This is a genomic window from Pseudomaricurvus alkylphenolicus, assembly GCF_011683955.1.
Classification (GTDB): Bacteria; Pseudomonadota; Gammaproteobacteria; order Pseudomonadales; family Cellvibrionaceae; genus Pseudomaricurvus; species Pseudomaricurvus alkylphenolicus.
In genome coordinates, this window is sequence record NZ_JAAQPI010000001.1 from 153,018 (window position 1) to 175,217 (window position 22,200).

At 51.4% G+C, this 22,200-nt stretch carries 18 protein-coding genes; 10 read left to right on the forward strand and 8 right to left on the reverse strand.

The genetic code is table 11. From position 1 onward, the window contains the following. Nucleotides 1–92 precede the first annotated feature (92 nt). The 3 genes from HBA55_RS00650 (at nt 93) to HBA55_RS00660 (ending at nt 4,529) form a co-directional block, all read left to right on the forward strand. The gene (locus tag HBA55_RS00650) at nt 93–2,402 is read left to right on the forward strand and encodes a TonB-dependent receptor (protein ID WP_166985415.1); all 2,310 of its coding nucleotides are present in this window, start codon (nt 93–95) and stop codon (nt 2,400–2,402) included. Between the two features lie 73 nt (nt 2,403–2,475). Further along, entirely contained in the window at nt 2,476–4,065 is a 1,590-nt protein-coding gene (locus tag HBA55_RS00655) for a serine hydrolase (RefSeq protein WP_166985418.1), read from the forward strand. Further along, nucleotides 4,062–4,529, forward strand: a complete 468-nt coding sequence (locus tag HBA55_RS00660) for an Lrp/AsnC family transcriptional regulator (protein ID WP_166985421.1) — start codon at nt 4,062–4,064, stop codon at nt 4,527–4,529. Before HBA55_RS00655 ends, HBA55_RS00660 begins: the two co-directional genes overlap by 4 nt. A 22-nt stretch (nt 4,530–4,551) precedes the next feature. On the opposite strand, the gene HBA55_RS00665 is transcribed toward HBA55_RS00660, so the two are convergent. Together HBA55_RS00665 and HBA55_RS00670 are read right to left on the reverse strand one after the other, a co-directional pair. Further along, on the reverse strand, nt 4,552–5,214 hold the full coding sequence (locus HBA55_RS00665) for a helix-turn-helix domain-containing protein (protein WP_166985424.1): 663 nt from the start codon (nt 5,212–5,214) through the stop codon (nt 4,552–4,554). A gap of 90 nt (nt 5,215–5,304) precedes the next feature. Then, on the reverse strand, nt 5,305–6,561 hold the full coding sequence (locus HBA55_RS00670; RefSeq protein ID WP_166985427.1) for a S41 family peptidase: 1,257 nt from the start codon (nt 6,559–6,561) through the stop codon (nt 5,305–5,307). 402 nt (nt 6,562–6,963) lie between these two features. Between HBA55_RS00670 and HBA55_RS00675 the strand changes: the two genes are divergently transcribed. The 5 genes from HBA55_RS00675 to HBA55_RS00695 all read left to right on the forward strand — a co-directional run bounded on the left by HBA55_RS00675 (nt 6,964) and on the right by HBA55_RS00695 (nt 13,523). Further along, complete coding sequence (locus HBA55_RS00675) at nt 6,964–8,097, forward strand: DUF819 family protein (RefSeq protein ID WP_166985430.1); 1,134 nt, start codon at nt 6,964–6,966, stop codon at nt 8,095–8,097. Nucleotides 8,098–8,133: 36 nt separating this feature from the next. Continuing rightward, nucleotides 8,134–9,603, forward strand: a complete 1,470-nt coding sequence (locus tag HBA55_RS00680) for a M81 family metallopeptidase (RefSeq protein WP_166985433.1) — start codon at nt 8,134–8,136, stop codon at nt 9,601–9,603. 244 nt (nt 9,604–9,847) lie between these two features. Further along, entirely contained in the window at nt 9,848–11,284 is a 1,437-nt protein-coding gene (locus HBA55_RS00685) for an aldehyde dehydrogenase family protein (protein WP_206019475.1), read from the forward strand. Continuing rightward, the gene (locus HBA55_RS00690) at nt 11,281–12,321 is read left to right on the forward strand and encodes a homoserine dehydrogenase (RefSeq protein ID WP_166985440.1); all 1,041 of its coding nucleotides are present in this window, start codon (nt 11,281–11,283) and stop codon (nt 12,319–12,321) included. Before HBA55_RS00685 ends, HBA55_RS00690 begins: the two co-directional genes overlap by 4 nt. A gap of 11 nt (nt 12,322–12,332) precedes the next feature. Continuing rightward, the gene (locus HBA55_RS00695) at nt 12,333–13,523 is read left to right on the forward strand and encodes a cystathionine gamma-synthase family protein (protein WP_166985443.1); all 1,191 of its coding nucleotides are present in this window, start codon (nt 12,333–12,335) and stop codon (nt 13,521–13,523) included. A gap of 80 nt (nt 13,524–13,603) precedes the next feature. Here HBA55_RS00695 and HBA55_RS00700 read toward each other — a convergent pair whose 3' ends face one another. Genes HBA55_RS00700 through HBA55_RS00720 form a run of 5 tightly spaced genes read right to left on the reverse strand, consistent with a single transcriptional unit; the run spans nt 13,604 to nt 19,406 of the window. Continuing rightward, nucleotides 13,604–14,653, reverse strand: a complete 1,050-nt coding sequence (locus HBA55_RS00700) for an SMP-30/gluconolactonase/LRE family protein (RefSeq protein ID WP_166985446.1) — start codon at nt 14,651–14,653, stop codon at nt 13,604–13,606. Nucleotides 14,654–14,673: 20 nt separating this feature from the next. Continuing rightward, nucleotides 14,674–17,022 (reverse strand): TonB-dependent receptor, encoded by a 2,349-nt coding sequence (locus HBA55_RS00705; protein WP_166985449.1) that lies wholly within the window; start codon nt 17,020–17,022, stop codon nt 14,674–14,676. Between the two features lie 46 nt (nt 17,023–17,068). Beyond that, nucleotides 17,069–17,914 (reverse strand): hypothetical protein, encoded by an 846-nt coding sequence (locus tag HBA55_RS00710; protein WP_166985452.1) that lies wholly within the window; start codon nt 17,912–17,914, stop codon nt 17,069–17,071. A 14-nt stretch (nt 17,915–17,928) separates the two neighbouring features. Beyond that, complete coding sequence (locus HBA55_RS00715) at nt 17,929–18,342, reverse strand: GlcG/HbpS family heme-binding protein (protein ID WP_166985455.1); 414 nt, start codon at nt 18,340–18,342, stop codon at nt 17,929–17,931. A gap of 32 nt (nt 18,343–18,374) precedes the next feature. Then, complete coding sequence (locus HBA55_RS00720; RefSeq protein WP_166985459.1) at nt 18,375–19,406, reverse strand: Rieske (2Fe-2S) protein; 1,032 nt, start codon at nt 19,404–19,406, stop codon at nt 18,375–18,377. A 138-nt stretch (nt 19,407–19,544) separates the two neighbouring features. Here HBA55_RS00720 and HBA55_RS00725 point away from each other — a divergent pair, with 138 nt between their 5' ends. Next, entirely contained in the window at nt 19,545–20,501 is a 957-nt protein-coding gene (locus HBA55_RS00725) for a helix-turn-helix domain-containing protein (protein WP_166985462.1), read from the forward strand. Between the two features lies 1 nt (nt 20,502). Here HBA55_RS00725 and HBA55_RS00730 read toward each other — a convergent pair whose 3' ends face one another. Further along, nucleotides 20,503–21,141 (reverse strand): TetR/AcrR family transcriptional regulator, encoded by a 639-nt coding sequence (locus tag HBA55_RS00730; protein ID WP_166985465.1) that lies wholly within the window; start codon nt 21,139–21,141, stop codon nt 20,503–20,505. A 134-nt stretch (nt 21,142–21,275) separates the two neighbouring features. Here HBA55_RS00730 and HBA55_RS00735 point away from each other — a divergent pair, with 134 nt between their 5' ends. Then, nucleotides 21,276–22,175, forward strand: coding sequence for an oxidoreductase (locus tag HBA55_RS00735; protein ID WP_166985468.1), 900 nt, complete (start codon nt 21,276–21,278; stop codon nt 22,173–22,175). The last annotated feature ends 25 nt before the right edge of the window (nt 22,176–22,200 follow it).

A 22,200-nucleotide genomic window follows, 5' to 3' on the forward strand; every position in this document is an offset into this window, starting at 1 on the left:
CTTTTTGCAAATTTTGTGATTTACTGCAAACAGGATTCGAATTCTGTACTCAACGCCTATAATCAAAATTACCTATGAGGAGCCTGGGCAATATGAACCATGACCAGACAACACATCCATTTTTGACCCTGCCAATGACTGCTGCCACAGCGGTTCGTCGCCGATTACCCACAGCGCTCGCGATGGCGATAGCCGGCCTCACACTGGGCTCAGGAGGAGTGTGGGCGGAAAACGCCGATGAATCTCTGGACGAGTCAATATTCAAACTCGAAGAAATTGAAGTTACTGCCACGCGAAGAGTTACCAGCCTCCAAGAGACGGCAGCAAGTATCCAGGTTGTCAATGAAGATATGATAAAGCGACTCGGTGCCGTTGACCTTGACGGCATCGTCGAACAGGTACCCGGGCTGATAAAAACCGGAACAGGCTATACCATTCGAGGTCTCAGCTCGCAGCTGGAAAGTTCCAGGGGCGGTTCCAGTACCGTATCTCGATACCTGGATGAAATTCCGCTGGACCACGACTTCAGACTGTTTGATATCGCCAGGGTCGAAGTATTGCGTGGACCGCAGGGTACCCTCTACGGTGCCGGAGCCATGGGGGGCACCGTGCGACTGGTCACCAATCAGCCCGATACCGAACGCTTTAGCGCAAAACTGGATACCAAGTACTCTGTTACCAGTGGCGATGGGGACAACAACGAAATCAATGCTATGGTCAACCTGCCGCTGGTCGAAAATACCCTCGCACTGAGAGCCGTCGCCTACCGGCACGATTACGATGGGTTTATCGATGACCTTGGCCTGGGAATCGAGAAGATTAATGACGAAAAAGTCAATGGCGGCCGCCTGTCACTACTCTGGACCCCCAATGATGTGCTGGATATACAGGCCACCTATATGCACGAGAGTATCGACCGAGGTGACTACCAGGATGCCGAAACCCACGGTCTTGATGACTACCAGCAAACCACCGATATCCGTCAAGTGCAGGATCTGGAAGTCAATCTGGCCAACCTGCTTGTGAATTGGGATTTGGGCTTTGCCAACCTGGTCTACAGCGGTTCCTACGTAGAACAAAAGGTGAACATGACCGACGACGCCTCTGCGGTTCTTAACGCCGAGCTCGGCTACGTTTTTAAGTCGGTTTATCAGGAAAATGACGATGCTTGGAATCGCTCGCAAGTGTCCGAGTTACGGTTGGTGTCCGACACGGAGGGTGATTTCGAATGGACGGTGGGCGTCTTTTACCAGGAGTTGAACGGTGGCGGCGACACCTCCATTTTCGTGGAAGAAATTGACCCGGATAATCCCGGCTTGGGTGATCGTGTCGGCAATATCAACGGTTTAAGCCACCCGGACATGTTGGTGGAGCAGTACACCATGAACGATAGCGTGCGCGAAATCGCCGGGTTTGGGGAGCTGACCTATTATTTCCATGATGAACTCTATGTTACCGGAGGCGTTCGCTACCTGGACATCAAGCAACGTTTTCAGATGTATCTCGATTCGGCGATTTTCGGCCTGGAAGGGCTTGGCCCCCTGGTGCCGGAAAAATCGGATCACAATAACTACTACACCAAGTTAAAAGTCGCCTACGAACCCTCGAACGATGCTCTGTTCTATTTTGCGGTTGCCGAGGGATTCCGTCGGGGCGGATACAACAGCATTGGAGTTGCGGCCGCATTCGGCGTACACAATATGCCGACACAATTCGAATCCGATCTGGTGACCAACTGGGAAATTGGAGCCCATACCTCCTGGCTGAATGATCGACTGATCGTCAACGGTGCAATCTACTTGATCGATTGGGAGGATATTCGGGTGGATGTTAATGATTCCAGCGGATTTGGCTACACGGCCAATGGACCTTCGGCGGAAACCAAAGGTGTGGAGCTTGAGTTCCACTATCGGGTGAATGAGCATCTCGACGTAATGGCATCTGCTGCTTATACCGACGCCAAACTGACGGCGGAAGAAGTAGACCCGGTACTGCGTGATCTTGCGGGAATACCCTATCCTGATCACCTGACGCTGGCTCCCAAAGGCGAAAGACTCCCCGGCATTCCAAAGCACAATTACAGTGTGGCGGTTAACTACGTGGTTCCCAGTGTCGTCGCGGCCTTTGATGGTTATCTGAATCTGGATGTCTCTTACACCGGCGAATCTTACAACACCTACGAGCAGGGCCAGTTCAGTTTTCTGCGCCGCAAGATGGATAGCTATGTGTTGACCAACCTGCGACTGGGATTCCAGGACGACAGTTGGGATATCGCACTCTACGCAAACAACCTTACCAACGAAAAAGCCGATATATTCCTCGACCAGGCCGCTTCGGGCAGGCAGGTCAACTACCGAAACCGCCCCCGAACCATTGGTCTGAATATCAGCAAATCTTTCTAAACCTTAAGCTGCTCACCGGTTATGCCCGCAGGCAACCGGTGAGCAACCATTTCAATTCTCCTGAGGATTTTTTGTGCTCAACGCGCTTAAACACACGCTCGCGGTGGCATTGCTGTCGACGTTGCCCTGCCACGGATTTGCTTCTGCCTCTAATACGCCGCTGGACGAGAAGTCTGTTGACGTCCTGGTGGAATCTGCCATGTCCAACTTTCAAGTGCCTGGGGTAGCCGTAGGTATTATCAAAGACGGCAAGGTAGTTCTCTCCAAAGGTTATGGAGTTCGCGAAAACGGAAAACCGTCACCTGTTACCCCTGAAACGCTCTTCAGCATCGCTTCGGTCAGCAAGGCGTTTACCGCCGCTGCTCTAGCACTGCTAGTAGATGACGGTTTGCTTCGTTGGGAAGATAAAGTCACTAAACACCTGCCGCAGTTCCAACTTTATGATCCCTGGGTCACCAGGGAGTTCGCCGTTCGAGACCTGCTGATTCACAACAGTGGTCTGGGAATCGGGGCCGGTGACCTGATGTTCTGGCCCTCGTCGGATACATCCCGTGAGGACATTATTGCCAACCTGAAACACCTGAAACCCGTCAGCAGCTTTCGTTCAGAGTTTGCTTATGACAATTTGTTGTATATCGCTGCCGGTGAACTTGTCCTGGCTATTACCGGCAAGTCATTTGAGGACTTTGTAGATCAACGTATTTTGCGACCGTTACAAATGAATCATTGCGCAGCTAATCGTACCCGCCTCAAACAAGAGAACAACATCGCCGAGCCTCACATTCTGGCACAGGGGAATCTGGAGAAAGCCACCCGTCTCGAAGCCGTGCACGAGCCGGCCGTTATCGCCGCTGCAGGTGGACTGCAGTGCAGCGTCGACAGCCTGTTGCAGTGGCTCGCCATGCACCTCAATGAAGGCGTTACTGCGGACGGAAAGCAATTTTTGAGCAAACAACAACAGGCCAACTTAGTCGGCGCGCATACCCTTATCGGCATCAGTGAGCTGGAGCATCAATGGTTCAACACTCGCTTCAGGAGCTACGGACTGGGCTGGGAGGTAAAAGATGTCTATGGCTACAAGTGGATCGGGCATGGCGGCAGTTTATTGGGCATGGTAAGCACAGTGGCCATGATTCCGGAGCTGGATCTGGGAATTGTGGTACTGACTAATCAGCAATCCGGCAGCGCACTGGATACAATCGTGTTCAGTATACTGGACGCCTACGCTGGGCAGGAGAAAAATAACTGGATCGCTCGATTCAAGTCACTTGACGAAGAAAGCACTACCGAAGCAGATCAGATACTGATAAAAATTGAAGACAATAGAGAGCCATTTGACGCATCGCTGGACAATTTTGTAGGCGTATACCGTGATCAATGGTTCGGTGATGTCGAGATCTCAGCTCAGGATCAGGGACTCTACTTTCGTTCCAAGCGCTCGACACGACTTAGGGGCAAGATGATTCCTTATCGAGGCAATGTATTCACGGTGCATTGGGATGATCGAAGTTTGGACGCGGATGCCTATATTAATTTCTCGACGGATTTCAATGGTCACCCCAATGGCATGACCATGCAGGCCATTTCACCGGCAACGGACTTCAGTTATGATTTTCATGACCTCTCTTTTGTTCGGACTGATCCGCCCAAAGAGCTGCCATGACACTTGATCAGCATGATTTAAGAATCCTGAGTGTATTGCAAACCAATGCCAGGATTCCCATTGAGCGGTTATCAGAACAAGTCGGACTATCTACCGCCAGCGTGCAAAGGCGCTTAAAGCGCCTTCGACAGCAACAAACGATCGCCGCCGAGGTGGCTGTTGTGTCCCCTAAGCGCGTTGGCCTTGCCATGACCTTTATGGTTTCCGTCGAATTGGAGCGCGATGAACTCAGGTTCTTGTCAGAGTTCAAAGCGAAAATCAAAAATGAGCCCCGCATTCAACAATGCTACTATGTCACGGGAGATGCCGACTTTATGCTTATTGTGATGACGAGGGACATGGAAGAGTTTAATAGCTTTGTTCAAGAGGTCTTCTATGGGGACAAAAATGTGCGCCGCTACAAAACGTCTGTGGTAATGGAGCGTACTAAAGTTGGACTGGAGTTACCCCTACCCACAGGGTAACTCCCACTGGGTGACTTGACATTTAACTTCCTGTCAACGCATTCCACTCTTGTTCGGTAAACTCCTTGGTTTCCATCTCTGGCGGATTCACAGAAGGGTCGTAGTAGTTCACTACAAACAGTTTGACGACGTCGCAATCTTCTGCAGCGACCAGACAATGCCAACCGTCACAATCGATAAAAATGGCATCTCCCGCCTCCAGTATCTGAGGCGTGTAAAACTCGGAGTAGAGTACGCCACGGCCTTCAATGATATAGGTCGATTTTTCACCCGCATACTTCAGGAAGTAGGTATCCCAGGGGCTCTTTCCCGATACTTCATAGTACATGGTTTGGATATTGGCACCGTTGATGGACGAGAATAAATAGTGCGCCTGGGATTGTCCGACTTCTTCAACCACCAGATCTTTGTCGATGCGCTTTTCAATGGCGCGCCGTGCCATTGGTCGTCGAGGGCGAACCGGCTCAGCCTGGGGCTGTGTGGATTCCAGTAACTCCGATACTTCAAGATCAAACACCTTCGCCAGCTTGGCCATTTTTTCGACATTGAGCGCAAGGCGAGTGTTTTCGATCCTCGACAAAGAGGACACGGGAATGCCCGTGCCCTTGCTCACCTGCTCCAACGTCAGCTTGCGCTCACGCCTCAACTCTCTGATTCGATTCCCTACGCGAGTCTTGTCAATCAAACTGAAATTTCCCCTGAAGATTCGTTGAATTTGTGGATTGCCGGAAGCTGGTGACGACCGGCAAAGCTTATATAAACCTGCGCCACCGCGCTAGCGCCCTGCCGATAGATATGCGGTGCAATCCGCCATGGAATCAAAGTGACTGTCAATCAGGCGCTGCTTGTCGTAGCGTTTGGACACTATATCCGGTGGCACGCCCACGGCTTCATAGCGATTTCCATCAGCGGCAGTATAGCGTTCGTTGGAGCCGGTTAACATCCATTGATTCGGCATGACAAACACATGGGTATCTGACAAGATGCCTTTTGTGGGTTCACCCACAACCGTGACCTGAGGAAGAACCCGCATTGCCAAAACAAATATTTCGGCAGCACTGGCGGTCAGCTCGCCGGCCAATAGACACACCGGTCTGCGGTAGCCTTGGGTCGCACCTGGCTGCACTGTGATTTCCTGAGGCGCAGTAAAGCCATGGCGCAGCCTGGCTTGTTTAGTAAACGCTAACCGTTGCTTGTCGGCGAAACGCTCTGCAATCGCCATTGAGACCTTGTCATCACCACCCGGATTCAGTCGTACATCCACAATCAGCGAATCCGAACCTCTCACTCTGTCCATCACCTGATTCATTAAGGCGTTAATTGCACTCACCTCATCGGACGACTGCCCATCGCTAAAGCCGGACATTTCATTGATCGCCAGATAGGCAGTGCGCTCATTGACATAACCGCCCTGAATCATGCCGTTGGCAAGGCGCCAGTGGCTACCCGGTTTCAGCTTTGCGGGCAGTTGGCGAAAAACATCCTCTCTAAAACCCAGAAATACTCCCGGGTACCTATTGAAGTCAATGGATTTACCCGAGTATTCGTATAACAAGGGTAAGAGTTCGCGAACCTGCCCTCCCCTCGCCGTCTGCTCTCTGGTTCGGATGTCATTGACCAAGGTGGCGTGTCCGTCCCCCAGCTGGCCAATCACCGTGCCCAGAATTTGCCACAGTTGCTGCGGTGTCGTGTTTTCGGTAATAGCGGGACGATGGCGCCGATAGACAGAAGACCAATCGATATTGCGCTCGTCAAAAAAGGCGTAGTTCTGATCGAAATAGCCCCAGAAAGCATCAAAGTTGGTCTCGGGATTGAAATCCGGTCCAGTAGACAGAGCCTCGCACTGATGCGGCAGTTGGGCCAGTCGCCGCGCCCTATATCGACTGATACCGGCCTTGAGTTCGATGCTTTTGCGCCCCTTGAATTCGACCATCTCAAAACCAAACTCGTCGGCCATCGACCGGGGTAAAGCGCCACAATAACTGCCGGCTACTGTGTAGAACCCTTGCAGGTCGCCGGAACGGCTTTCCAATATGTACTGGTAGCCCTCAAGCTCCCAGATCCCATCAGGGATTGCTGCTGAGTGAGCAGGGGAAAGAATGGGCAACATCAATAAAGTAAGGAGCCAAGGTGCTCCCCTTCGCTGCAGGAAATTCATTGGGATAGTTTACAGTCTTTGCTTTATATGAAATTAACTTTTGTTTTATCTGCAATTTTTTGCATTGTCAACAAGATCCGGTGAAACAACCCAAAAATTCAATGTTTTATCCCAATTACAGCAGAATTCCCGAGAAACTCGTTAACCGGCGTTTTAACTTCAGAAGATAATCAGAACATAGTCACCCTACCAAATATTGCTATATTTGCAAATTATGGCTAGACTTAACCTATATTTTAGCAATTCTGCAATTTTTTATATTGAGGTGGAGTTCTTGTGATTGAATCAAACCCAGCGGTTTGCGCTATCCTCCTGGCGATATGCGCTTTTGGTTATTGGTCTGAGCGCTGGCCCTGGGGACGCTTTTTGTCGGCGACAGTAGTCATCCTTTTTACCGCGATGTTATTGTCCAACACCGGCCTAATCACCAAGAGTTCCCCTATATACCAGGGGGTGGTTCAGTACCTGGTGCCCCTCGCTATACCACTGCTGTTATTACACGCCAATCTGCGACAGATCCTGTTGGAAACCGGTCGCATGTTACCGATCTTCATATTGGCGGCCAGCGGCTCTGTCATTGGTGCCCTGCTCGGTTTTCATTTGCTGGATCTGGGGGAGGAGGGGCATAAGCTTGCCGGTGTCTTCACCGCTACCTATATTGGCGGATCGATGAACTTCGTGACTGTCAGCAATGCTCTCGGCCTGGAACCCGAACTGACGTCCGCAGCACTGGCTACCGACAACATCATTGGTATTGTGTTTTTGATGATACTGGCGGTACTGCCGTCGGTCACCCTGTTGCAGAAATTAATGCCTTTTTCAGATACTGTCACGGACACCACCAGAGATACATCAGGCAAGCAAGAACAACACTCCAACCAACGCCCGCCCTTAACAGTCGCCCGCCACTTGATCTGTGGCCTGGGCATTAGTCTCTCCCTGTTTGCGCTTTCCAGATTGATTACGCTGAAACTGGGCATGGAAGAGTATCTGCTGCTGCTGATTACCCTACTGTCGGTGGTGGTGGCAACGGTGTTTCACCGCCCACTCGATAAAGTTAAAGGACAGTTCGACATCGGCATCTTTTTTATGTACCTGTTCTTTGCAGTCATCGGGTTCTCAACCGACCTATGGGCAGTGTTGGATTCCGCTTCAGAAATCATCCTGTTGGCAATGACTGTTATTTGCGTTCATGTGTTAGTCCTGCTTACTGCCGGAACAATTTTCAAATTGGATCTGCGCGAGGTGCTGATTGCCTCCAATGCCTGTGTTATCGGGCCGCCTACCGCGGCCGCATTCGCTGCCAGTCGCGGCTGGAACCCGCTGATCACGCCGGCATTAATGTGTGGTGTGTTTGGCTATGTTATTGCAAATTTTATTGGAGTCCTGCTCGCGAAACTGCTCGCCTGATGACCAACAACGAGAAGGAAAAAGGAATACTCAACTATGCACATTTTTTCAGCCGGCGTTCGTTCGGAAACCAATACATTTTCACCGCTACCGACGGGTATCGACGATTTTCAAGTGATTCGCGCAAGTGACTGGGGACATTTGGAATCGTCTGACTGGGTATTGGGGCCCGCCAACCGCTGGAGTCACTACTGCAAACAACATCAACACCAATACTCCTTTGGCCTTATGGCCATCGCTGAACCCGCCGGCCCCACCGTCAAACACGCTTATGAAGCTTTGAGAGATGAAATTCTCTCGGACCTTGAAAACGCCCTGCCTGTAGATGTTGTCTTGTTGGACCTTCACGGAGCAATGGTGGCTGACGGTTACGAGGACTGCGAAGGCGACCTAACGCAAAGAATTCGTTCCCTGGTCGGTGCAGACGTCGTCATAGGGATGCTATTGGACCCTCACTGCCACGTCAGCGCCACCATGATGGATTGCTCTGATTTCCTGATTGCCTACAAGGAATACCCCCATATCGATGTCATGGAGCGATCAGACGAGCTGATCGAACTGGCCGTGGCCGCTCGGCGCAGAGAGGTAAGACCAACCAAGGCGCTGTTTGACTGCCGAATGATGTCCATGTATCCCACCAATACGCAACCCATGCGCGGCTTTGTGGATGACCTGCATCGACTGGAAGCGGAAAACGGCATACTCACTTCCTCACTGGTACACGGTTTCCCATGGGGGGACACTGAGTCCACAGGTACCAAGATGCTGGTCATCAGTGACGACAATCCGCAATTGGCAATCGATACCGCCGAATCACTCGGAATGAGACTGTTTGACATGCGAGACAAGCTGCGTCCGAACTCTCTGTCATTGGAGGGCGCTCTTACCAAAGCAGCAAAAAGTACGCAATTCCCCGTGGTGGTCGCCGATCAGTCCGACAACGCTGGTGGAGGCGCTCCTGGCGACTCGACCTTTGCCTTGCAATGGATATTGGAAAACGATGTTAAAGATGTGGCACTCGCCATGATTTACGACCCGGCCGTCGTATCTATCGCAAAAGCAGTGGGCTATGGTGCCGAAATCAATGTACGACTCGGTGGCAAGCTCGGCCCCTCTTCTGGAGATCCGATAGATATCAAAGTCACGGTAGGAAAGCTGCTTGAGGCTTACCAGCACGAGTTTCCCCAAGGAAAAAACGAGTCCACCTCCGTTGATATCGGCGATACCGTAGCGCTGCATGGCCAGGGTGTCGATATTTTGGTTTGTAGTGCCCGAAGCCAGTGTTTCTCTCCGAAGATATACACTGACTTCGGTATCGACCCGATGAGCAAAAAAATTCTGCTGGTAAAATCAACCACCCACTTTGCCGCCGCTTTCGAACCGATTGCCGCAGAGATCATCTATATGGCAGCACCTGGCGCAATTGTTCCGGCGATTAATGAAATTCCCTATAGTCGCATGAGTTTAGACAAATACCCTTGGGTCGAAAACCCTCACGATCGCTAAGACAGACGCGTTTTAGTCATAGTCGGGCTGGCTATGATGGTGTACCGACCTTTCTTACCGCTGAGATCATTGAAACCTGCATCGCCAGCTCACTGCGTGGAGAGAATTGGATTAAACAAAACCACAATATGACATAAATCAATCACTGACTACACATTTTCGAAAGTACGCTATCACACATCGCTGTTAGAGTATTCATCAGATTGATCAACTCTGAGGATAACGATACAGGTGATATATGGTGATGACTATTGTAGAAAATGAAGTGCAGATCCCTGGCCAGATTGTGGTCCTCGACCCCCAGGACGGCTCAACTGTGGGCACTGTACCTGCAGCAAGCAAAGCGGATGCTGAACGAGCTGTCGACTTTGCGAGCCGTGCTTTTGAGAGCTATCGAACCTTACCCGCCAATGTACGTTCAAGTGCATTGGCGGAAGTCGCCAAATTGTTGCATGAAGAGCGAGAGGAATTTTCTCGTTTGATCGCCCGAGAAGGGATAAAGACAATTCGTGAGGCACGAAGGGAAGTCGCTCGCTGCGTAAATACCCTAAAGCTCAGTGCAGAAGAAGTTAGCCGATTAACCGGAGAAACCATCCCCTTTGACCAGGCCGAAGGCTCTGAGAACCGTGTAGGTTATTACCGTCGGATTCCCTTGGGGGTTGTGGTCGCCATAACGCCTTTTAACGACCCATTGAATTTGGTCGCACACAAGATTGGTCCGGCAATTGCCGCTGGCAATGCGGTCATACTCAAACCGCATTCTGAAACTCCACTATCCGCCCAACGGCTTGTAAACCTTTTTGCACGCACAGGGCTGCCTGCTGGATTGCTGCAAATGCTTACGGGCAGAGGGTCTGAAATAGGCGACACCCTGGTATCTGACCCCAGAGTCAGAATGATATCGTTCACTGGTGGCAAAGACGTAGGAAAACACATTCAAGCCATTGCCGGTGTGAAAAAGCTGGCAATGGAACTTGGATCAAGCTGCCCCGTTATCGTTTTTCCTGATGCGGACGAAGCATTAGCTCTGGATGCCAGCATCAGTGGTGCCTTTTGGGCAGCGGGACAGAACTGCCTGCATGTGCAGCGACTGCTGCTGCACGAGACCATTTTCGACGACTTTGCACGGCAATTTTGTCAACGCGCAACCGCTCTTCGCGTTGGCAACAAGTTGGATGACGCGACCGATATGGGGCCAATGATCAATGAGCAAGCGGCAAAAAAGCTGGAAGCACTCGTGGTTGATGCGCTTGATTCCGGTGCTTCGCTGCTATGTGGCGGACGTCGTCAAGGCAACGTCTTTTTCCCAACGGTATTGGCCAATGTCGATCCGACCTGCGCCATCGCCGAGGAAGAGGTGTTTGGCCCGGTGACAATTTTAGAACGCTTCAACTCTGTAGAGGAGGCCATCGCCAAGGCCAACAGCGTCGACCACGGCCTTCAGGCCGGAATTTTTACCCGTGATCTCAATATCGCCTTTCGGGTTGCCGATGCGCTGGACTGCGGTGGAGTGATGATCAACGACAGCAGTGACTTCCGGATAGACGCCATGCCCTTTGGCGGTACCAAGGGTTCTGGCATTGGTAGAGAGGGGGTCGCCCACGCGGCTCGGGAAATGAGCGACGTGAAAACCTATTGTTTTAATCTTCAGCAATCAGTCGGGTGTGAAACAGATCTATGAAAATCTACAAACTGGCGTTGATCGGCTTCGGAAATGTAGGGCAAGGCCTTGCCCGAATTCTGAGTGAAAAATACGATTTTTTAAAGTCACACCATGAAGTGGATATTCGTATCGTGGCGGTGTGTGATGCGATAAAGGGCAGTGTCGCAAACGCAGAAGGATTGGACCCAGCTGAGCTTTTGGATCAGCTGGGTCGCGACGGGGATCTACGAAACATGCATCCATACCATAATGACTGGAATGCCACGCAGACCATTGAACGCAGCGGCGCCAGCATTATGTTGGAATTGACACCAACGCACTTGGCGACCGGAGAGCCTGCATTAACGCACGTTAAACAGGCCCTGCGTCGGGGCATGCATGTCTCCATGCCGAACAAGGGACCCTTGGTAACGGACTATCCCGCCTTACGCACATTGGCCAAAGAAAATGGTGCCGTGCTTGGTGTAGAGGGCACGGTCATGAGCGGCACTCCTGCGTTGTGTTTGGCCAGGGAATCATTAATGGCCGCAGGAATTTCGCAAGTCCAGGGTATTCTCAATGGAACCACCAATTACATGCTGGACGCAATGGAGCACGGCTGTGATTTTGAAACGGCACTGGCTCAAGCGCAGTCCAATGGTTACGCCGAAGCTGATCCAAGCGGCGACGTGGACGGACACGATGCGGCCGCCAAGGTGGTCATATTAGGAAACCTGCTGATGGATTTACCCTTGTCATTGCAAGATGTTGCCTGCGAGGGAATTTCGGGGCTGACCCAAGAGGACATTCAGTCCGCACGGGATAACAACCAGCATTGGAAACTACTGGCCACCATCAAACGTAATTCCGCGGGCTACCATGCGTCTGTCAAACCTGAACGGATTTCCGCTGATCACCCTTTGGCTTCGGTTCGTGGAGCAACCAATGCGATTACCTATCAAACCGAAATACTGGGCGAGGTCACCCTTATTGGCCCCGGCGCCGGGCGCATGGAAACCGGATTTGCGCTTGTCGAAGACATTTTAGCCATCCACTCACAATGCAATCACGATTGAGGATTACCAACATGACGAAAACAACTCAGCCTGGCTCAGGCACGCTCAGCATCTGGGGCGGCGAAACCGAACATGAACTCTACGAGCGCTCAACACAAGTGCCGGTAGTTCACAGTGTCTCATTTGGCTACAAAGACATTGATACCTGGCACGCGGTTGCGCTTGAAAAAGAACAAGGCCACATATACTCGCGCAACACCAACCCGACCGTGCGGGCGTTTGAGGACAAGGTCAAAGTACTGGAAGGTGCAGAGGCCGCCACCAGCTTTTCCTGTGGCATGGCCGCCATCAGCAATACTTTTGGCACCTTTTTGCGTCCCGGAGACAAAATTGTTTCCATTAAGGACAGCTATGGCGGTACCAACAAGTTATTTACTGAGTTTCTTCCGCCCATGGGTATCGAAGTCGTTCTGTGCAATACAACAGATCACAATGCCCTAGAGGCGGAAATCGCCAAAGGCTGTACAATGTTGTACTTGGAGTCTCCCACCAACCCAACGGTGAAAATCGTTGACATCGAACGCCTGACCAAAGCTGCAAAGGCCGTTAACGCCATGGTAGTGGTTGATAACACCTTCGCCACACCTATCAACCAAAATCCCTTGGCTCTGGGCGTTGATATTGTTCTGCACAGTGCCTCGAAATTCTTGGGTGGTCATGCCGATGCTCTGGGTGGTGTTGCCTGTGGCAACCGCGACCTGATTAAGAAACTCTACCACTATCGGGAAATCAATGGCGCCACCCTTGCGCCCATGGACGCCTATAGTCTCTTGCGAGGCATGAAAACCCTGCAGCTTCGTATCGAGCGACAAAACCAGAGTGCCATGACGATTGCCCGCTGGTTGCAGTCGCACCCGGTCGTCGAGCAGGTAAACTATCCCGGGCTGGAAAGTCATGAACACCACGACATTGCCAAACGCCAGATGCGCGGTTTTGGCGGCATGCTGAGTTTTAGCGTGAAAGGAGGGCTTGATGCCATCAAGGTATTTTTACCCAAACTCAAATACGCGCATATGGCTGCCAATCTCGGCTGTGTGGAAACCGTTGTCGGTCCACCCGTGGTTACCAGCCATGTGGAATGTAGCGAAGAAGAAAGAGCCGCCGCGGGTATTCCGGAGGGGCTGGTTCGTTATTCCACGGGAATAGAGAACGTCGAAGACCTTATCCGGAATTTGGAGCAGGCCCTGTCCTACATCTGCTAATTCTTATCCTCACAAACCGGCACTCTCTACAAGCGTCAGTAACTGCGCTTGTAGAGACCCCATGCAGCACAAGGCGTTTTTCAAGGATCAATGGATAAAGCCACAATCGACGGAAAACCATTTTCAACCTTTCGGGAGAAACCACCGTCATTGAGTACATAAAGGATGTCGCGGTCTTCAAGTCTTTCACCAAAAACCGCTGCCGTTGGTCCTGCGAGATTAGATCGATGCTGATCTGCCACCAACTTGCACGCTTCACTCTGCTGCAATCGAACGACCGTGTTGAAGGGGTGAGTAGTCAAGTAGAGATGGCCTTGTTCGTCAATCGCAAAATCATCACCCGCAACACCTGTATCCCAGAGCTGCTCTCGTCCGGACTCTCCAGTTTCAAGCACGGGAATTTTAAGAATGTGCTGGTCCCAGGTATTGCTAAGATAGACATGGTTTTGATGGATCTTCAACCCATTGGCCGTTGGCAGAGGCACATTTCGATTTGCCCCCGCCAACTGGCTTTCGTGCCAACGAACCGGGGCTTCCCCCTGAGGACTGACCTTCCAAATCAGTCCTAGTGAAGAGTCAGCCACAAAGAGGTTTCCCTGACTGTCCATCGCCATACCATTAAGGGTCGCCTGCTCCGGGAATCTAGACCATAACTTACTGTTGCCCTTTCGATCAACTCGCCAGATGCCCCGCCATTGAGCATCAATGGCATTAACCGCAGCGTAGATTGCGGAGTCCCTTCCGACAACCATTCCCCCCAGTAATCCGTTAAACCGGGTGAGATCCGTCTTACCTACTGGCAACGTCGCCAGTAGGTTCCAGCTCCCGTCTCTACTAACCCGGATCAATTCACCCCGAGTAGCAGCCGTCACAACAAAATCACCATTTTTGAGAGCGACAAGACTCTCGTAGAGTTCAGGCATTTCAGCCGGCAACCGGATCACATTCGTGACCTGCGCGAAATCATTCGCGCAGGTCTTTGGCGCCAAAAATACCAGCAGCGCCTCAGTGGCCCACTCCGCCAGCAGCGAACGGGGTTGTATTGACGATGCTGTATACAACCCCACCGCTCCCAGCAATACGCCTACAAGTAGCCATGTACGATAGTGCGCGGTTGCAGACTGATTCATCACAGTGCCCTAGCGCTCGGTCAGAGGTACCAAGCAAGCGAAACACCAACCTGCCTTGGCCTTGCATAGGTTGCCGTGGCAACGCCAAACGCAGGAACGGCGCCTGATTCGATGTACTTTCTATCGGCCAGGTTGATGCCAAAAATACTCAGTTCCCATTCGCCTGAAGCAGGTGATATTGAAATCCGGGAGTTAACCAGTCCCAGCGATTCTCGGGCGATAACCTCTGTATTGGCGGAGTCGTTGTACATCTTATCGCCATAACTGTAGTCCAGATGCGCATCAAAATTATAGGCTGCGTTAAGCTGAGTCGAATAGTCCAGCGCCAAAGCCCCTTGGAATTTTGGAGACTTTTGCAGCTGAGCACCTTCGAACAATTCCGTCGAACCTTCGATGTCAGTGACCTCGGAGTCCATCCAACCGAAGCTGGCATTCATAGTCAGGCTCTCTGTCAGCAACAGCACGCCTTCGAACTCGAAGCCCTGTATTTCAGCTTCGCCGGCATTTTCGACGGGAAAAGCGGGCAGCCCGGATGGCAACAGTTTGGCAACGGTCAGTTGTATATCCGTGTAGCTTGTGTGGAACGCGGCCATATTGACCCGCAAGCGATTATCCAAAAGCTCCGATTTTATTCCAATTTCTGTGGACAACACATACTCGGGTTTAAACGTCGTTACCTCTTCAAGGGTAATGCCACGACCGTTGAATCCTCCGCTTTTAAAACCCCGTGAAACTGAGCTGTAAATCATGGTGTCTTCGTTGGCCTGATATTCGATTCCGATACGACCGGAGACCGCTTCAAAGTCTTCATCAAAGCGACTGTAGGGCAGCAACAACTGATTTGACTCCGGATTGAATATCGTGGTGTCCATGGATTTAACATCACGAGTGTATCGTACTCCGGCGGTCAAACTCCATTTGTCCGAAAAGCGATAGGTACCTTGTGAGTATACGGCGGAGCTGTCATTGTCCGTACTCAGGTCACCTTGAAATACTGAGGAGAGCCGAGCATTGAGCGGATTCCCAACGCCTCCAGCACAGGCCATATCGGTTACGCCCGGTACGAATGGTCCAGGCGCGCAGAAAGGCGCAGCCTCTGGCGACAACGGCATTGAATAAGTCGGGAACGCTTCCACCAGATCGAACATTCCCTCACCGAAGGCCGCGAAATAATCGTCCTGTGCTTCCTCATGGAAATAATAAAGTCCAACAGCCCAGGTCAATGCGTCATCGAAGGAAACTCCCGTTAATTGAAACTCCTGACTGTACTGAGACTGCGATGTATCGTTATAGCCCCTGGAAACGTTGTAACCGGTAGAATCGATATCGATACCATAGTTTGCCTTCAGATCCCTGTAGGATGTGATCGAGCGAAATTGAATGTGATCAGACACTGCAACATCGGCAATAGCCGAAAATCCCCAAATCTCCGCTTCGTCTCCAGTGATGAAGTTCTGGTGGGCTTCGTCTCTGTCAGAGCTGACGAGTTCAGCGGTGATCGGTGTGCCGCCAAACATCGGATTGCCAAGCGTTGCGTTGTATAGTCCCAGTAGCCCATTGTCCGTGTCCACCGCGCGAACCACCGTCGGTGGAATGGTCTGATCAACTTTGCTGTAATCTGCACTGAGTCGAAGTTCGAAATCTTCGCTCAAACTTATCTTTGACTGTGCACGGAAAGTAATCTTGTCGATATCCCCCAATTCCTCGCCCGTAGAATCTGAATCTGCGTAGCCATCCCGCTGACGATAGTTCAGGGAAAACCTGGCCGCTGCGGCATCGCTGAGTGGCGTATTGATCATACCGTCAAACTCACGCTGGCGATTCTCTCCCAATGTGAACTTGGCCATAGCCTCCAGCTGATCGGACGGCTGCATGGTTTTCAGGCTCACCACTCCACCTATGGTATTGCGCCCATAAAGTGTCCCCTGGGGTCCTCTCAATACCTCGACCTGAGCCACATCATTGAGATCCAGCAACCCACCAATGGTTCGCCCAAGATAGACATCGTCTACGTAGAGCCCAACACCGGGTTCAGTAAATATGTTGAAATCGTTCAGACCCACCCCCCGAATGAACGCAGTAACGCTGGCAGCACTGCCACTGCCTCTGGCGGAGGAATCAATGGACATATTAGGAATAAAGTTGTCCACTTCGGCAATGTCAGCAATAGACCGTCGCTCCAGAGCCTCCTTATCAATGGCGGAGATTGAAACCGGAGTTCGTTGCAGGGATTCCTCGATTTTCCTCGCCGTAATTATTATCTCCTCCAGTACCAGACTCTCGTCACCGGCATTGGATAGAGCCGAAGAGCAGACCAGCGGGGCCAGCATGCCGCCTAAAGCTGTTTTCCAAATTTTGGATTGATTCATGTAAGCTACTCCAGGCGACACCGTGGTCGCCCTGTTTTCGTTATTGTTAATCAGTGCCTGGAAACACCGGCAAACGGAAGACATAGAATTCAGAATCTGTCTCCGCCGTGAATTTTGCCCATTCCCCCGTATCAAGCTTGATAGCCGACTGACTTCGCCAGGATTCATGTTCTACCCTGCCGCTTCCATTAACTGCGTAGAGCAGATGCGGCTGCGACGTTGCTTTGAATAAATAGCTACAGCCTGCATTCAGTTTGAGCTGGCTGAGACCCAGTCCCGCCTCGTAAAATGAACCCAGCCGCCGACTCCAGCATCCTTGTACGCCAGGCACCGGCAGGTAGCGAAAGCGATCCGGTACCATAATCACCGGCTCTGTAAATCGGGGCTCTACGTAGAGCGGTGGTGAGCCAAAATGATACTGCCAGATAGCTTCGTAACCATCCTGACTCTTGACCTGATCTTCAGAATCATTCGGGAAATATCGGCCATTGCGGAACTCGCCCATCTTCGCTAATTCGTCACCTCCATGACGAAGCTGCCTTGAGCTCATATAGCCCTGACCCGATGGGCCAGCAACTTGCAGCAGGAGAACTTCGCAGTCCGGGCCACTCTTTTGAGTGTAAAAGGTTCCCTCACAAAAGTACCCCGCAGTCCCTGCCTTTTGAATCCGGCCCGGACTGAATCCGAACTCTCCGTTCAGGACAATACGAACCTGTTCGAAGTTGTGACGATGCTTTGGAGTCGTAAAGGCCTCGGTGGTTCTAACGAGCATGAGTGCATAGTTACCCTTCGAACCTTCTTCGCCGTCAAGCAGATAATCAAACTCAATGCCGCCATTTCTGTGTTGGGCCGCTCCACCCTTGGGGGCGGTTTCTCGATGTACAACCAGCACAGGTATCGCTCCTCTTAATCTTGATTGTTGTCACTGTCGACCGCGTACTGCGCAATTGCCTGATCCTGTGGATATAGGCCACCGGCCACTCCCAGAGCGCCTATGACAGCATCCCCTGCCATGATGGGAACACCACCGGGCAATAGATTAAGGTCAGTCTGGGAAAACAGTACCGTCTTGGCGAGATCGTCCCGGCTGATCTGATCGATTAACTCATGATTGGCCATTTTAAACGCGGAAACGGTTAACGCCTTCTTACGGGCGGCGTCCAGATTAACATTGTGAACACCATCGGCTTTGATGGAGCCCTTTGTATTGCCTTCTGAATCCACTATCACCGCTGCTACCGGGACGGATTGAGATTCAGAAGCTTCAATAGCACGCCCCAGGATAGTAAAAGCTTGACTGGCAGTTAGAGTGAGGTTCATAGAAATTTTCTCCTGTTCAAAAATGTAAAAGATTACTGCTGAGCAGCAGCAATATAGTCATTGCAAATCATGTCTTCGGCGACATTGGAGCGCGGATAGCGCATGGCGTATCGGAAAAAGAGCCCCAGTGCCTTGTCGGAAGCAGAGAGGTTATCCAGTCTCGGGCTAACGGACTGAAAGATGGGCTCGTCTTCTTTATTGAGTTGGTCACCAAAGTCCTGACACATTTTCAGGTGTTGCTGAATCATCTGTTCTTCGCCAGGCTTGTCCGTACTCTTCGGCGTTGCGGAAATATTAAACGTTATGGTTTTTGGCCCTTTTACCGCTAATCCGGTGGACATCATAAATGTCTTTCGACCCATCATTTCGCTCGACAGCGAGATGCAATTGGTACCGTGCAACTTTACGGACTGACGGCTGTGCCCTAACCCCGGAAGCTTCATCTCCTGCTCATAAGCTATGGTATGTTCACGAATATCAAATTGGTCAGGGGTGGTCTCAAACTTCGCACCGTGCAGAGAGATAAGGTGCTGGAGATCCATGGTATTGGAGTAAAGCATGAATGGGTCCATCGGGCAGACGGCACCGCGCCTGACGTCAAACTCAAGCTCGTTATCTTCCATATCGAATTTGGGCAGATCATACGCGGGCGTTGTGCCATTGTAGGCCCAAACAAGTCCATAACGCTCACCGCAGGCAAATTCAAACAGCTTGGCGGAAGGTGGCGGCTTATCCCCAACAGCGGTTTCGACACACTTACCGTTCTGGTCGTAACGCCATTCGTGGTAAGGGCACTTGAAAGAGAAGCCTTCTACCTTGGCGAGGCTCAAATCAACCCCCAAATGCCTGCAGTAAGCACTGAGGACGGAAACTTTGCCTTGTTCGTCCCGGAACACGATAACCTTACCGTTGAGAAACTCGAAACCCTTTACCTCACCGCTTGATACATCTGAGGACAGACATATGGGATACCAGCATTCATCGTAGCCCCCAATGCCCTGAGGGATAAATCGCTCACCCCTTTCTATTAAGCGGATATTCTTGATACTGTTGTCGGACGTCATTATCGGCCTCCTTGGTTGATAAGCTATTCAAGCTGTTGCCGATATAAGACCACAATCAAGAACAACGAACATTGATCCCCAGCGCCAGCTATTGCAATAATGCGCCTGGGCATATGATCTAACCAGGGAGTAGCGGACGTGGCGGAATTGCGACACCTATTCGAATCCATGGACACAGGCGAGAGCGAGTCCAGATACGCCACCTTTTGGCGTTATGCACAGAAGCACGTCAATGTCGTCAGGGGTGGCGATAATCACCTGTATCAATTTAAGTCCAGGGATGTGGGTCACTGGGCGGTTAATCTGGTGAAAGGATCCGGTTCCATATGGATTGAGTTTGACGAAGATCTGGCTGCCATGATGCCCGATACGGTTTCGCTGATTTATATGATGTCCGGATACGTTAGCATCGATACACCGACCAGCACTGACATTCCCCGCTGCAATGAAATCATGCTGTACCGACCTCATGAAGGTGGTCGATTGCATTTCTCCGGCGACTTTTCCTACTGCATGTTAATGATTCCGAAAGATGAACTATTGGACGATGAGCAGTATCTCGAAAGAAATATTGCCGTTTCCGCAGCCCAGGGGTTAGGCGCAATACTCGCCTCGACGTTGAGAGCTTTTGTAGAAGAGACCTTCAGACCAGGGACTCAGGCAGATATAGCAACCGCCCTGCCCTCGGTCAGGCAGCTTGTCAGCAACTGTTTTCAGCAGCACTCCATAGAAGCTTTGGCACGACAACCACCAATGGACCGCAATGCTAGAATCAAATATTGGCTTGAACAGCATGCGAGGGAGCCGTCTGCCAGTATCGAACGTGCCGCCACTGAAACAGGAATGTCGGTCCGCTCACTGCAACGGGTATTGGCAGAACAACAAGACAGTTTCAAGAGGGCAATCTTGCGATATCGGCTGGATTATGCCGCCAGCAGACTAAGCGAACCTGACGGCTACGAACGCCCCCTTTCTGAAGTTTCGCTGGAGTGCGGATTTAACAGCGAAGCGCATTTCTCTCGTAGTTTTTCCAAGCATTTTGGAATCACACCCGGAAAATTCCGCAAGGAACATTGGAGCAAGAGAACACAATAGGTCATTTGGAATCACTGGTATCTGGCTGCAATAACTGTTTGCAGATCAGAACCACCATGCCGCAAGCTGCCTCCAGATCAATGCTATCATCGACCAGATGCAGCATCCCTACCCCACGCAAGGTTCCAACAAAGGTGACTGCAAAGGCTTTCAGGTCGACATCGCTTTTGATCTCACCGCGGTTTTGTCCCGGTTTCAACAGCTCAACAATAGACTGACACACCCGCTGGTTATAAGTTTTGAACGCAGGCTGCAACTCACCCAGCGAATTAACGCTTTCAGCCATTAGGCGCCCTTGCGCCATAACAATATCGGATTTCGAACTCACACCTTCAAGATAAAGCCGAGAGAGTGCCTCCAGGGACTTCAAGCTTGACTCGGAATGAGCTTCTGTGACCTCGGACAAGATTTCTGACCAGGCATCCAGGACTTTCATACACGTCATCTGCAGCAAATTGCTTTTGGAACCGAAGCGGTGATTGACCAAACCCGGGCTGACGCCTGCCATCTTGGCAATATTCGCCAGTGTGAGTTTTCCTGCGCCGTCCCGGGCGATCACCTGGATGGCTGCCTCGTATAAAGCGTCTTCTGTCGCGGCAATCCTCTCTGCCTGGGTTCTCCGCCGCTGCTGCTCTGCCATCGGATGGTTTGCCTCTACTCATTGCTACTTTTGAAAAAGATATTGTACAGGCATTTAATATGTTGTACAGTCAAACTTATTAAATGTGTATTTAATATATTCACTGGCAATCAGCTGCCTAATGAGGTTCCACAATGAGTAAGGGCTTTACAGATCAGGATGTTCCACCACAGGCGGGAAAGGTTGCGCTAATTACCGGAGCAAATACCGGCTTGGGTTTTGAAGTAGCAAGGGTGCTAGCTGCGAAGGGAGCTGAAGTGCTTATCGCCTGCCGATCCGAATCCAAGGCCATGAACGCTATTGACCAGATTCAGCGAGAGTCACCCGGGGCCAAATTGCATTTCCAGCCTCTCGATCTGTCCAACCTGGCTTCAATCCGAGAAGCAGCTGTTCATCTGGCGGCCCTGCCCAGGCTGGATTTGCTGATCAATAATGCAGGAATCATGATTCCACCCTATGAACTGACGGCTGACGGGTTTGAATCACAGTTTGGGGTAAACCACCTTGGTCCTTTTGCGCTCACCGGTTTATTGCTCGGCAAGTTAAACCGGACACCAGGCGCCAGGGTAGTTAACACCAGCAGTCTGGCGGGGCGCGACGGTCGAATTCTGTTTGAAGATATCAACGCAAAAACGGGATACGAAGCAATGGAGCGCTACCGAATGAGCAAACTGGCGAACCTGCTCTATTCCCTTGAGTTGAACCGACGCCTGAAAGCCACGGGCTCTCACTGCATATCAGTGGCCTGCCATCCGGGCATCGCTGACACAGAGCTGTCCAGGCACATGCCCGGCTGGTTCACCCTATTGACGCCACTGGTAAGGGCCCTGTTTAACACGCCGGCACAGGGGGCTTGGCCAACCCTTCAGGCCGCTACCGATCTGACGCTCAAGGGTGGCGAATACTGCGGTCCCTCACGCCGTAAACAGACATCCGGCCCCGCACGGGTTGTACCCTCTGGAAGGCACTCGCTGACCACTCTCAGGAAACTATGGGACCTGTCCGTAAAAATGACAGGTGTGGATTACTTGTAAAGACTTGACCCTGCTACATCAGGCG